The 12,250-nt window shown below is 37.5% G+C and carries 13 protein-coding genes; 7 read left to right on the top strand and 6 right to left on the bottom strand.

The features are described 5' to 3' along the window. Window positions 1–12: 12 nt before the first annotated feature. Window positions 13–1,113 (bottom strand): tRNA epoxyqueuosine(34) reductase QueG, encoded by a 1,101-nt coding sequence (gene queG, locus AC52J8_RS10185; protein ID WP_060465769.1) that lies wholly within the window; start codon window positions 1,111–1,113, stop codon window positions 13–15. Between the two features lie 26 nt (window positions 1,114–1,139). Between queG and AC52J8_RS10180 the strand changes: the two genes are divergently transcribed. Beyond that, window positions 1,140–2,600 carry an NAD(P)H-hydrate dehydratase gene (locus AC52J8_RS10180; protein ID WP_086398930.1) on the top strand — a complete coding sequence of 487 codons (1,461 nt, stop codon included), beginning with the start codon at window positions 1,140–1,142 and terminating at the stop codon, window positions 2,598–2,600. A 4-nt stretch (window positions 2,601–2,604) separates the two neighbouring features. Here the strand turns inward: AC52J8_RS10180 and ruvC are convergent, their stop codons facing one another. Then, window positions 2,605–3,150 carry a crossover junction endodeoxyribonuclease RuvC gene (gene ruvC / locus AC52J8_RS10175; protein WP_002121356.1) on the bottom strand — a complete coding sequence of 182 codons (546 nt, stop codon included), beginning with the start codon at window positions 3,148–3,150 and terminating at the stop codon, window positions 2,605–2,607. A gap of 198 nt (window positions 3,151–3,348) precedes the next feature. Here ruvC and AC52J8_RS10170 point away from each other — a divergent pair, with 198 nt between their 5' ends. Together AC52J8_RS10170 and AC52J8_RS10165 are read left to right on the top strand one after the other, a co-directional pair. Then, on the top strand, window positions 3,349–3,942 hold the full coding sequence (locus AC52J8_RS10170; protein WP_060465767.1) for a helix-turn-helix domain-containing protein: 594 nt from the start codon (window positions 3,349–3,351) through the stop codon (window positions 3,940–3,942). Continuing rightward, complete coding sequence (locus AC52J8_RS10165; protein ID WP_017482297.1) at window positions 3,939–4,484, top strand: GNAT family N-acetyltransferase; 546 nt, start codon at window positions 3,939–3,941, stop codon at window positions 4,482–4,484. The genes AC52J8_RS10170 and AC52J8_RS10165 overlap by 4 nt, the downstream gene beginning before the upstream one ends. Window positions 4,485–4,563: 79 nt before the next feature. Here AC52J8_RS10165 and AC52J8_RS10160 read toward each other — a convergent pair whose 3' ends face one another. After that, the gene (locus AC52J8_RS10160; RefSeq protein WP_086398931.1) at window positions 4,564–5,385 is read right to left on the bottom strand and encodes an OXA-213 family carbapenem-hydrolyzing class D beta-lactamase OXA-943; all 822 of its coding nucleotides are present in this window, start codon (window positions 5,383–5,385) and stop codon (window positions 4,564–4,566) included. A 416-nt stretch (window positions 5,386–5,801) separates the two neighbouring features. On the opposite strand from AC52J8_RS10160, the gene AC52J8_RS10155 reads away from it, so the two are divergent. After that, complete coding sequence (locus tag AC52J8_RS10155; RefSeq protein ID WP_002121432.1) at window positions 5,802–6,368, top strand: FxsA family protein; 567 nt, start codon at window positions 5,802–5,804, stop codon at window positions 6,366–6,368. A gap of 66 nt (window positions 6,369–6,434) precedes the next feature. On the opposite strand, the gene AC52J8_RS10150 is transcribed toward AC52J8_RS10155, so the two are convergent. After that, the gene (locus tag AC52J8_RS10150; protein WP_086398932.1) at window positions 6,435–6,626 is read right to left on the bottom strand and encodes a hypothetical protein; all 192 of its coding nucleotides are present in this window, start codon (window positions 6,624–6,626) and stop codon (window positions 6,435–6,437) included. A 259-nt stretch (window positions 6,627–6,885) separates the two neighbouring features. Between AC52J8_RS10150 and AC52J8_RS10145 the strand changes: the two genes are divergently transcribed. Next, a complete protein-coding gene (locus AC52J8_RS10145; RefSeq protein WP_002121448.1) occupies window positions 6,886–7,134 on the top strand; it encodes a hypothetical protein in 249 nt (82 codons plus the stop codon). Between the two features lie 128 nt (window positions 7,135–7,262). On the opposite strand, the gene metK is transcribed toward AC52J8_RS10145, so the two are convergent. Continuing rightward, window positions 7,263–8,429, bottom strand: a complete 1,167-nt coding sequence (gene metK / locus AC52J8_RS10140; protein WP_005069601.1) for a methionine adenosyltransferase — start codon at window positions 8,427–8,429, stop codon at window positions 7,263–7,265. 536 nt (window positions 8,430–8,965) lie between these two features. Here metK and tkt point away from each other — a divergent pair. Beyond that, on the top strand, window positions 8,966–10,954 hold the full coding sequence (gene tkt / locus AC52J8_RS10135; protein ID WP_005076314.1) for a transketolase: 1,989 nt from the start codon (window positions 8,966–8,968) through the stop codon (window positions 10,952–10,954). Between the two features lie 55 nt (window positions 10,955–11,009). Here tkt and AC52J8_RS10130 read toward each other — a convergent pair whose 3' ends face one another. Further along, window positions 11,010–11,417 carry an OsmC family protein gene (locus AC52J8_RS10130; RefSeq protein WP_002121367.1) on the bottom strand — a complete coding sequence of 136 codons (408 nt, stop codon included), beginning with the start codon at window positions 11,415–11,417 and terminating at the stop codon, window positions 11,010–11,012. Between the two features lie 213 nt (window positions 11,418–11,630). On the opposite strand from AC52J8_RS10130, the gene AC52J8_RS10125 reads away from it, so the two are divergent. Next, window positions 11,631–12,221, top strand: coding sequence for a YceI family protein (locus tag AC52J8_RS10125; RefSeq protein WP_002121395.1), 591 nt, complete (start codon window positions 11,631–11,633; stop codon window positions 12,219–12,221). Window positions 12,222–12,250 lie beyond the last annotated feature (29 nt).

Genomic DNA, 12,250 nt, shown 5'->3' with positions numbered 1-12,250 from the left:
AACATCATTTTTTTAATTTGATAGCTGAAGTTGATTAAGTTGCTGTTCAATTGCCCAATCAATATGCACATTGACGATTTCGTCATGTAAATTTTTGCCATTTTGTAGTTGATCTACAATTTCTTTTGAATATGGAGCATTTCCTAATCCGATTGCAATATTACGTTTAAATGATTGATAACCTGTCCGGCGGATCGGGCTACCTTCTGTATTGGCAAAAAAAGTGGCTTCATCCCACTGCCAGATATCAAGCAGACTAATATTATCTAATCCATGTCTAGGATTAAAATCATTAATAGATGCTGTTTTGGCAAAACTATTCCAAGGACAAATTAACTGGCAGTCATCACAACCAAATATTCGATTTCCAATACCTGCACGTAATTCTTCAGCAATAATTCCTTTATATTCGATAGTTAAATAAGCAATACAACGTCGTGCATCTAGCATGTAAGGCTCGACAATTGCTTGCGTCGGGCAAATATCAATACAAGCGCTACAAGAACCACAATGTGCTGTTGCAGGCTCGTCGAAAGGTAAGTCGAGTGACGTAAATAGCTCACCTAATACAAAAAAAGAACCTGACTTTTTATGAATGAGCAAAGTATGTTTACCTGTCCAACCCATTCCAGCACTTTCAGCTAATGATTTTTCAAAAATAGGCGCCGAATCCGCAAAAGGACGAGATTCAAAGTCACCAACTTTTTCACGAATTCGTGTTGCTAGCGTTTTCAATCTACCACGCATGACTTTATGGTAATCACGGCCACGTGCATAACGGGCGATAATGGCAGAATTAGGCTCTAAAGGTACATATCGAGGCTTTGGAGATTCCACAAGATAATTCATGCGGACACAAATAATACTTTTTGTGCCAGGCACTAATAGTGTTGGATCAGCTCGTTTTTCTAGATTTTCTTCTAAATAGGTCATATCTGCATGAAAACCACGTTCAAGATACTCTAAAAAACGTGGCATTTGCTCTTGAGCATCTGGTTTTGCGATGACACAATCAGCAAAACCCAAGTCTAATGCTTGAGCTTTGATCCATGCTTTTAATTCATGTGGATCAATTTGTTGCACTGCAATGCGTGATGTGTCGGAAGATGTCATAAACCAAAATGCAAGAGGATAATAATATGCAAGCGGTAGTTTACCATAGCGATGATATTCGAGCATGGGAGCGGCGCTGGTTTGCTGCGCAAAACTCCTCATTAGGTTTAATGCAGCAAGCGGCTTGGTCAATTGCCCAGCAACTTATTGAGCTTTTTAACGATCGGGCTATTAAGAATATTGCTATTTGGTGCGGACAAGGCAATAACGCAGGTGATGGTTACTTTATAGCAAGTTACCTGAAACAAGCTGGATTTCAGGTTGAAATATTTGCGGCTCAATTGGGTGAGTCAACCGATTTACATTGTGCAGCGCAATTTGCTAGAGAAATGAAAGCCCAAATTCATCCAAATTTTGATATTAAAAGAACATTTGATTGTCATATTGATGCTTTATTTGGCATAGGTTTAAACCGAGAATTAAATATAGATTGGCAACAAGTAATTCAAAAGTTTAATGAACAATCTGGCCTAAAAATTTCAGTTGATATACCTAGCGGGTTACAAGCAAATACAGGGCAAGTTTTACCTTGCGCAGTGAGAGCTGATCATACCTTTACTGTTTTAGGACTTAAAGCTGGATTATTTACAGGACAAGGAAAAGAGTACGCAGGACAAGTTCATTTAATTAATTTAATTCCTATAGACCACGAGTTGAAACCCTTAGCTTATTTGTCACCCACAAATATTAGACTTCCTCAGCGTATGGCATTTGGCCATAAGGGAAGTTATGGGCATGTTTTAGTGGTGGGTGGACATGAGCAAATGGGCGGTGCAGTTATTATGGCTGCTGAAGCTGCCTTTCATGCAGGTGCAGGCAAAGTGACAGTGGTTTGTCATCGCAACCATCATCAGGCCATTTTGTCGCGGGCACCTAATATTATGCTTCGTGATATTAATGCTTTAGATGAAAACAATATTAAAGAGATTCTATCTCAGATCGATGCAATATGCTTTGGAATGGGATTAGGCCGTGACGATTGGGCAAAGCAAATTTACCAACAATGGTTTAATTTGTTAAATCAAAGTACACGCTTAGAAATTGTTTTAGATGCAGATGCTTTATGGTTTCTGGCTAAACAGCCTGAAAAGTTAAATACACATATTTATGCCACACCTCATCCTGGTGAAGCCGCTACTTTACTTGGTTGCTCTACAGCGCAAATTGAAAATGACCGAATTGCTGCAATTTATGCCTTACAACAAAAATATGCAGGCCAGTGGGTACTTAAAGGAGCGGGTAGCTTAATTTTAGAAGATAATTTGTATATCTGTACGCAAGGTAATGCTGGAATGGGAACGGGTGGAATGGGGGATGTATTAGCAGGAATGATTACAAGCTTAAAAGCCCAATTCCACCAAGATATTGCGTTACATGAGATTGTTACCCTTCATGCACAAGCAGGAGACCTTTTAGCTAAAAATGGTATGCGTGGCTTGCAGGCTTTTGAGATGAATCAGGCAATTATTCAAGTCGTAAATCAATAAATTTTTAACGTCTGCGACTGCTAGAACGACTTCGCCCACGTGCCATACCACCTAAAGCATTTAAAACAGACAGTTTGCTCATACTTCCCGATGCATGAGCATGGCAAATGGCAGCAGCAAGAGCATCGGCTGCATCGGATTGAGGCTTAATCGTCAAATTAAGTAATCGCATGACCATCATTTGAACTTGTTCTTTATCGGCAGCGCCATAACCAACCACAGACTGTTTAATTTGACGGGCAGTATATTCTGCAACTTGTAAATCTAAATTCACTAATGCGGCTATGGCAGCACCACGGGCTTGTCCTAGTTTTAAGGCAGAGTCTGGGTTTTGAGCCATAAAGACTTGCTCAACCGCAGCTTCAGTTGGGCCATGGAATTTCACAATTCTCTCAACGCCAGCAAAAATACGTTTTAAGCGTTCTGGCATTTCTTGAGTTTCTGTTCGGATTGTACCGGCATCAACAAAACGTAGTTTACTACCATCTTTTTCAATGATTCCATAACCTGTTAAGCGTGAACCCGGATCAATACCAATAATCAATGCCATGTGAAGACTTATATAAATAGTTTAGAGAGTATTGTTACATAGCCAAAAAGGTTCTGCATGCGTAATTTAAAGAATGCTGCGATGAATGGTTATTTTTCGGTTTTTTATCGAACCAATTTATATCTTTAAAATCATTTGATGTAATTCTATTTTAGTGGAATACTTATCTATAATTTTGGAATTAAAGTTTATCGGTAGATGGAAGATATTAATATCCGCATTGCGCAGCAAGTGCGTGAAATACGTCTATTACGTGGATATACGCTAGATGTTCTTGCTAGTCGATGTCAGGTAAGCCGTTCTGCAATTTCACTCATTGAAAGAGGTGAGGCAAGTCCAACGGCGGTTGTCCTTGAAAAGCTGGCAAATGGTTTAGGGGTTCCTTTAACTCAACTATTCGCCATTTCACAAAATAATCAATCACCACAACCTATAGTTCGACGTATTCAACAATCCGAATGGAAAGACCCGGAAACAGGGTATATTCGTCGTCAAGTTTCGCCTCCAAATTGGAAATCTCCATTTCAAATCGTTGAAATTGAATTTCCAGCTCAGTCACGAGTTACTTATGAAACAAGTGCGAATTCCAAAGTTGTATTACAGCAAATTTGGGTGATAGAGGGGCAAATTGATATTCAATTGGGTGAAAACTTTTATGCTTTACAAGAGGGTGATTGTTTGGCGATGCAATTAGATCAACCGATCATATATAGCAATCCTTCTTCTAAAGCTGCTCGATATATTTTAGTTGTATGTAATGAGCTCGTCTCTATTCTTAAGGAATCTTCATGATTAAAAATCTTAATCCAAATTTACGTTTAATCGATTGTCATGAAGCTACACATGCAAAGGCTATATTAGATATTTTGAATGAAGCAATTATCAATTCTACTGCTTTGTATGACTATTTGCCGCGCTCTGAAGAGTCGATGAAAAACTGGTTTGCAGTTAAAAGAGAAAATGGTTTTCCTGTCATTGGTATTGTAGATGAGACAAACAAGTTATTAGGTTTTGCAAGTTGGGGAACTTTTAGAGCTTTTCCTGCCTATAAATATACGGTCGAACATAGTATTTATATTCATCATGAACATCGTGGCGGCGGATTAAGCAAAATTTTAATGCAAGAATTGATTAAGCGTGCTCAAGAGGCAGACTTACATGTATTGATAGGCTGTATTGATGCAACCAATCAAGCAAGTATTGGTTTGCATGAAAAAATGGGCTTTATTCATGCAGGTACTTTTAAACAAGTCGGTTTTAAGTTTGGCCAATGGTTAGATGCCGCTTTCTATCAGCTAAATTTAAATACACCGCATACCCCAGTTGACGGATAAATAATAAGGTTTTCAAATTTCAAGTTTTAAAATAACCCAGTTTATAAGGATGAATATAAGCTGGGCTATAAAGTTCAAATTATAAAATACCGAGTTGTTCCAATCCCTTATAAGCAATTTCTTTTCGAATAGAACTAGGTATGCCTTTTTTCATTTCTAAATTGAGTGAGAACGCTACAATTTCTCCTTGAGGTTGAACGACCCAGCCTGTTAACCAGCCCACTTGAGGCTCCACATCCCATCCCCAACCACTTTTGGCATAAATTTTCCGTCCATTTTTTTCTTCTATGAACAGCATAGATTGAACTTGTTCTTGCACATTCTTGCTAAAAGGAAGAGTTTTATGGGCTAGTTCATAAGCAAACTGGGCTTCTTGTTGAGGTGTAATTTTAAGTGGACCAACAAGCCAAAAATCATCTACTTTTGAACCAATATCAGCATTACCGAAACCAATGCGTTTTACCTCTTTAGACATAAGATCAAGGCCAATTCGTCGAGCTAGTTCCTGATAAACTGGAATAGCAGAAGCCTTCATAGCATCACCTAAGGTCATGTCTTTTTCCCAATCGGGAAATAAACGCTTTTGCCCATCCCATTTAAACACTTCAGTTGGTGTTGCTTTATGATGTTCAAGTCCAATCAAAGCATTTAACATTTTAAAGGTAGAGGCGGGAACATATTCGGTTGATGCTCTTTTAAGATCATTGCCATAGACTTCCTCTGTTTGCCCACGTTTTATAATTAAAACACCTGTAGTTTGTGCTTGATCAAACAACGATTTAATTTTCTCTGAGTTTTTATTGGTAGAAATTGACTGTATTTGATGCTGTTCTACCGTATTAAAAGAACATGCAGACAAAAACATCGTACCAATGGCAAAGAAAAGAGCTTTTTTAGTCATGAGTCTATGTGTGTTTAAATGAGTTATTCTTTAATTTAACTTGAATAGAAGTCCTTTTAGATAGAAAAATGTAAGTTATTTACGAAATTCTATATCTATGTACTACTTTTTAAAATTTTATAAAACAACTATATAAATAAAGGAATATATCCATGTTTTCTAAGAATCTAAGTTTTCAACTAGACTAAAAAACTGCTTTCTTGAAGGACTTTCCGTTTAACTAAAGTAAAAAAATTAAAATCTAATAGAAGTCACACTTGATAAACTTGATACAGCACTCATTAATAATAAAGCATGTTTGTTTTTATCGAGTTAAAATCAAATGTACTCTAGTATTGCAGACTCTGGCTGATTCGATAGGGTTGGGGCAAATAAAACTGCAATGAATTTTCTTTTTGAGATAGATAAAGTTTTACATGAATTTACTTCTTATTGTAGTTCTGGGCGCGATTGTTGAAATTGCCGTATGGATTGGCGTAGCACAGTTCATCAGTGGATGGTATGTGTTCTTTTGGTTCATTCTTGCTTTCTTTATTGGTTTGGGGCTTATTCGCAGAAGTACTGCTGGTATTATGCCTCAATTACAGCAAATGCAGATGACTGGCCAACTAGGTAATGACCCAACAGTAACTAAAAAACTTGCTTATGCTTTTGCAGGTTTCTTATTAATGTTGCCAGGCCTTGTTTCTGATGTGTTAGCGGTTTTAATTTTGATCCCTGGTGTTCAAACTGCTTTCCGTAATATAGCCATGAGAACTCTTGCAAAACGCCAACAAGCTATGATGGATAAAATGATGGGTGGTATGGGCGGTAATATGGGTGGGCAAAATCCATTTGCTGATCTAATGCGCCAAATGCAAGATATGCAGAATCAACAAGGTGGTGGTAGTCAAGGTCAATACCGTGATTCAAGCATTATTGATGGAGAAGCGCGAGAAGTCACTCCAGATCACAAGAAAATTGAACATAAAAATAAGGATTAATAAATACCTTATCTAAAGGCCTAAACCTCTAAAGTTTAGGCCTTTTTTATTTTAAGAAGATATAAATTATTTAGTTAGATGTTCAGTCACAACAGAATCTGTTTGAGCCACTTCAGTTGGGCCTTCTTGTGGTTTTGTTTGAGGTTGGTATTTGTTTGAAGCTAAGGCTGTTTGCTTATTTTCAGATTGTTGATAACCTCGGCTTCGGTTGGCTCGTTCGCGAAAGCCACCTTTATTAATGAGCTTTGTATGTGACATGCATTTGCCTAAAATGTGAGATTATTCGCTTATTTTAACAAATTTGGCAAAATATCAAAATAAGAAAAATAGTCCTATAAAAATAATATTTAACTTATATATATGTTTTAATTAATATTTTTTTAATTGACTCAATTGTTCATCCAGATTGAATTATCTATTCATTTCACATAGGATAAATATAAAGGATGTATAAATTAAAAAATGTAGCAAACCTATTAAAACAACAACGGTTGAAACGAGGGAAGGAGGGTTACCTATGCTATATCAATACCATTGTGCGTGTTGCGACAAAGTTGTGGCATCGACTGATAAATCATGTCCATATTGTGGTTCACAACATATTCGAAGCCCGTATGGCTTATGGATGTTTTGTGTGATGGCTTGTCTAGCTGTTGTCGTTGTATTTAAAGTTGTCCATATTTATATCCAGAATCATCAAGATACTCCAACGCAGTCAACTTTACTGGATGTATTAAATCAGGATGATAAAACGACAAGACAATAGATTTTGATTACAGCTACAAATGATATGGCGTCAAGGATGATTGCTAGAAGATTAAACCCTACATACCATAAAATTTGAACTATAAATAAAAAAGCCCGCTCAATGGCGGGCTTTTTTACGATTTTATTTTAGAGGCCAGCAGCATCTTTAAGGGCATCAACTTTATCAGTTTTTTCCCAAGTAAATGCAGAGTCAGAACCTTCGCGACCAAAATGACCATAAGCCGCAGTTTGTTTGTACATTGGTTGAAGAAGATCCAACATACGAGTAATACCAAACGGTCTTAAATCGAAATGATCACGTACAAGTTGAATAATCAACTCATCAGAAACTTTTGCTGTACCAAAGGTATTAATTGAAATCGAAGTAGGTTCTGCTACACCAATTGCGTAACTCACTTGAATTTCACATTTGTCAGCAAGACCGGCAGCTACAATATTTTTTGCAACATAACGACCAGCATAAGCAGCAGAACGATCAACTTTAGATGGATCTTTACCAGAGAAAGCACCACCGCCGTGACGAGCCATACCGCCGTATGTATCAACAATAATTTTACGACCCGTTAAACCACAGTCACCTACAGGGCCGCCAATAACGAACATACCTGTTGGGTTAATGTGGAACTTAGTAGCTGCATGGAACATTTCAGCAGGGATGATCGGTTTGATAATTTCTTCAATAACTGCTTCTTTAAGCTGGCTTTGAGAAATTTCAGGATCGTGCTGAGTAGATAAAACAACAGCATCTAGACGTACAGGCTTGCCATTTTCATAGGCAAAAGTAACTTGGCTTTTTGCATCTGGGCGTAACCATGGAAGGGCACCTGAACGACGAAGTTCAGCTTGACGCTCCATTAAGCGGTGAGCATAAGAAATCGGCGCAGGCATAAGCACGTCTGTTTCACGGCTTGCATAACCGAACATTAGGCCTTGGTCACCAGCACCTTGATCTTCTGGTTTTTGACGGTCTACACCTTGAGCAATTTCAGGAGATTGTTTACCAATCATATTGATTACAGCACACGTTGATCCATCAAAGCCAAGATCAGAGTGGTGATAACCAATACCGTTAACAGTATTACGAACAACAGCTTCAACATCAATATTAGCAGTCGTTGTTACTTCACCAGCAAGTACAACAGCGCCTGTTTTTACCAGTGTTTCACAAGCAACACGTGCGTATGGGTCTTCTTTTAAGATTGCATCCAAAATAGCGTCGCTAATTTGGTCGGCCATTTTATCGGGATGACCTTCGCTTACAGATTCCGAGGTAAAAACAGCGTACTCGCGCATGAAAGTCCTATCTTGGTTATTTCAAAAGACATAATATGTTACATCGACTTGAGCTTGAGGACCAGTTCATACTGACTAAAAAGCATGAATTTATTTCATTTATAGTGTGTTTTAATTGATAAGTGTATTAGCAAAATTGATATAGAAAGCTTTAATTTAAAGTATTTATATTTTAACAACTTGTTGCTAGTGTGTTTTTTAAACATATAACTTAATAAAAAACTTAAATATCAGAATTTGAATTTTAAAGTAAAGAAACATGATCAACGCATACAAGATTAGCTAATTATTTTATCTATATATCAAAAGCTAACAAGATTAATGTTCTTACATTTAGTGATTGTACAGAAAAATGAACACTGTTTTGTATAACTTAAAGATTCAAATGTTTTTTGTGTAACCAAGAAACGGTTAAAAATAAAGAAATATATCGTGTTGGGGTTTACCCTAAGCCTTTTTTTTAAGACAATATAGCGGCATTGAATGGTTATTCATCTTCTTCTTTTCATCAATCTATTAAAATTGGATTCTGATCTATGACGACCCCTTTAAACGAACGTCGTATTGCAAATGCAATTCGTGTATTGGCAATGGATGCTGTGCAACAAGCAAACTCAGGGCATCCAGGTGCTCCAATGGGGATGGCAGATATTGCTGACGTCGTCTGGCGTGAGTTTTTAAATCACAACCCAACAAATCCACAATGGGCAAACCGTGACCGTTTCGTTTTATCAAATGGCCATGGCTCAATGTTGCAATACGCTTTGCTTCATTTAACAGGTTATGATCTTTCAATTGAAGATTTAAAACAGTTCCGTCAATTGCATTCTAGAACTCCTGGTCATCCTGAATATGGCTATGCACCGGGTGTAGAGACGACAACTGGTCCTTTAGGTCAAGGTATTGCTAATGCTGTTGGTTTTGCTTTAGCAGAAAAAACATTGGCTGCTCAATTTAATAAAGATGATTTAAAAGTTGTTGACCATTTCACTTACTGTTTCTTAGGTGATGGCTGTTTAATGGAAGGTATTTCTCACGAAGTATGTTCTTTAGCTGGCACATTACAACTTGGTAAATTGATTGCTTATTATGATGATAATGGCATTTCAATTGATGGTGAAGTAGAAGGCTGGTTCAGCGACGATACAGAAGAGCGTTTCAAAGCCTATGGTTGGCAAGTTCTTCGTGTAGATGGTCATGATGCTGATGCGATTCGTCAAGCGACAATCGAAGCAAAAGCTGAAACTCAGAAACCAACAATCATTATGTGTAAAACGATTATTGGTTTAGGTTCACCGAATAAGCAGGGTAAAGAAGACTGTCATGGTGCGCCATTAGGTAAAGATGAAATTACTTTAACTCGTGAAGCATTAGGCTGGAACGAAGAAGCATTTGTTATTCCTGCTGATGTATATGCTGCATGGGATGCAAAAGCAAAAGGTAGTGAATCTGAAGCAGCTTGGAATGCGGTATTTGCACAATATCAAGCAAAATATCCAACTGAAGCGGCTGAGTTACTTCGTCGTATCAGTGGTGACTTACCAGCAGAATTTGCAGCGCAAGCAGATGCTTTTATTCGTGAAACAAATGCGAAAGGCGAGACAATTGCAACTCGTAAAGCAAGCCAAAATACATTACAAGCATTTGGTCCTTTATTACCTGAATTGTTAGGTGGTTCTGCTGATTTAGCAGGTTCTAACTTAACACTTTGGAAAGGTTGCCAAGGTGTTCAAGAAAACCCAGCTGGTAACTATGTCTACTATGGCGTACGTGAATTTGGTATGACTGCGATCGCTAATGGCGTTGCATTGCATGGTGGTTTCGTTCCTTACGTTGCAACATTCTTAATGTTTATGGAATATGCACGTAATGCAGTACGTATGTCTGCATTAATGAAACAACGTGTAATTCATGTTTATACGCATGACTCAATCGGTCTAGGTGAAGATGGTCCAACTCACCAACCGATTGAACAAATTGCTTCATTACGTGGTACACCTAACTTAAATACATGGCGCCCTGCGGATACTGTAGAAACTGCAATTGCTTGGAAATCTGCTTTAGAACGCAAAGATGGCCCTACAGCACTTATTTTCTCTCGTCAAAACTTACCATTCCAAACACGTTCTGAAGAGCAAATTCAAAACGCTGCAAAAGGCGGTTATGTACTTGCTCAAGAAAAAGGCGAATTAAAAGCGATTATTATTGCAACTGGTTCAGAAATTTCTTTAGCAATGGAAGCTTATGCACAACTTGAAGGTGTGCGTGTAGTTTCTATGCCATGTGCAGAAGAATTTATGAAGCAAGATGCCGCATACCGTGAAGCAGTATTGCCAGCTCATATCCGTGCGCGTGTTGCTGTTGAAGCGGCTCATGTTGACTATTGGTGGAAGTTCGTTGGTCTTGATGGCAAAGTAATTGGTATGACAACTTATGGTGAGTCAGCACCAGCAAAAGATTTGTTCCAATTCTTTGGTATTACGACTGAAGCTGTTGTTGCAGCTGTAAAAGAATTAACTGCTTAAATATTAAAGTAGTGTAAAAAAGCGCTCTAGATAGAGCGCTTTTTTATTTGAGAAGTTAAATAGTGAGTTCTGTTTGGATATTAATCTGAGAGGTTAATAACTTATGAATAGGGCAATTCTCTGCAACTTTTAGTAATCGCTTATGCTGGTCTTCAGTAAATTCACCTTTGAGTGTAATTTTTCGTTCAATATTATTTTGGCCTTTTTCAGGTTCGCCATTAGGGTTTAATGCTAAATCCACTTGAACATGCTCAAGCTTAATACCTTTAAGATTCGCATACATTTCTAAAGTAATGGTGGTACAAGCTCCTAAAGCGGATAATAAAAGCTGAACCGGGTTCGGAGCTGTATCTTGTCCACCTTTATCAGTCGGTTCATCTGCAAACCATTGATGACCTGAAGGATCGGTAAGAGTTACTCGATATGGGGTAGAAGTACTTTGTGCTTGGGCTGTATTAACCATGTTTTACCTTGTTATTCATCAATAAAATCGTAATAAAAATTAATAAATCTGAAGCTTCGAATAGAAGAATATCTAAAGTTTATAATATTGTTTTTGAATAACAACTGTAACGCTTTTATTGTTGCATGGATGAAACATATCGTTTTATAAAGAATAGTGAATTAAATTACTTGATGTATACACTAACGACTATATCAATAAAGGATACGAAAAATGCATCTTAAAACATTAAGCTTCGGTTTGGCAGTAGCATTGGCTAGTTCAGTTACTTTAGCTGCACCAGTAGACTATAAAATTGACCCAACACATACAGCTACTGTTTTCTCATGGAATCACTTTGGTTTCTCTACTCCAAGCGCTAACTTCTCGGATATCCAAGGTGTAATTAAAGTTGATAATGCTAAACCAGCAAACTCATCTGTAAATGTGACTATTCCTTTAAGCAGTGTAAATACAAACGTACCTGCTTTAGATAAAGAGTTCCAAGAAGAAGCTTGGTTTAATGCTGCTAAATATCCAAATATTACGTTTAAAAGTACTAAAGTTGAAACCAAAGACAAAAAGCACTTTAAAATTACTGGTGACTTAACTGTTAAAGGCGTAACTAAGCCAGTTGTACTTGACGCTGTTTTAAACAAGCAGGGCGAGCATCCAATGGCTAAAGTTCCAGCGATTGGTTTTAATGCGACAACTTCATTCAAGCGTTCTGACTTTGGTTTAGGAAGTTATGTACCGAACGTTGGTGATAAGATCACTGTAAACATTACTACTGAAGCAACTGCTGCTAATGCAGCTAAAAAATAAGTTATAAGTTTTCTAAAAAGCCCTCAAAT

It is taken from the genome of Acinetobacter sp. S-1 (genome assembly GCF_059579785.1).
The sequence above is the reverse complement of the archived record's forward strand: the minus strand, read 5'-3'. Positions and strand labels throughout refer to the sequence as shown.

Coding starts and splice junctions, on each gene's coding strand:
- queG (WP_060465769.1), bottom strand. CDS start 1,113: ATGACATCTTCCGACACATCACGCATTGCAGTGCAACAAATTGATCCA.
- AC52J8_RS10180 (WP_086398930.1), top strand. CDS start 1,140: ATGCAAGCGGTAGTTTACCATAGCGATGATATTCGAGCATGGGAGCGG.
- ruvC (WP_002121356.1), bottom strand. CDS start 3,150: ATGGCATTGATTATTGGTATTGATCCGGGTTCACGCTTAACAGGTTAT.
- AC52J8_RS10170 (WP_060465767.1), top strand. CDS start 3,349: ATGGAAGATATTAATATCCGCATTGCGCAGCAAGTGCGTGAAATACGT.
- AC52J8_RS10165 (WP_017482297.1), top strand. CDS start 3,939: ATGATTAAAAATCTTAATCCAAATTTACGTTTAATCGATTGTCATGAA.
- AC52J8_RS10160 (WP_086398931.1), bottom strand. CDS start 5,385: ATGACTAAAAAAGCTCTTTTCTTTGCCATTGGTACGATGTTTTTGTCT.
- AC52J8_RS10155 (WP_002121432.1), top strand. CDS start 5,802: ATGAATTTACTTCTTATTGTAGTTCTGGGCGCGATTGTTGAAATTGCC.
- AC52J8_RS10150 (WP_086398932.1), bottom strand. CDS start 6,626: ATGTCACATACAAAGCTCATTAATAAAGGTGGCTTTCGCGAACGAGCC.
- AC52J8_RS10145 (WP_002121448.1), top strand. CDS start 6,886: ATGCTATATCAATACCATTGTGCGTGTTGCGACAAAGTTGTGGCATCG.
- metK (WP_005069601.1), bottom strand. CDS start 8,429: ATGCGCGAGTACGCTGTTTTTACCTCGGAATCTGTAAGCGAAGGTCAT.
- tkt (WP_005076314.1), top strand. CDS start 8,966: ATGACGACCCCTTTAAACGAACGTCGTATTGCAAATGCAATTCGTGTA.
- AC52J8_RS10130 (WP_002121367.1), bottom strand. CDS start 11,417: ATGGTTAATACAGCCCAAGCACAAAGTACTTCTACCCCATATCGAGTA.
- AC52J8_RS10125 (WP_002121395.1), top strand. CDS start 11,631: ATGCATCTTAAAACATTAAGCTTCGGTTTGGCAGTAGCATTGGCTAGT.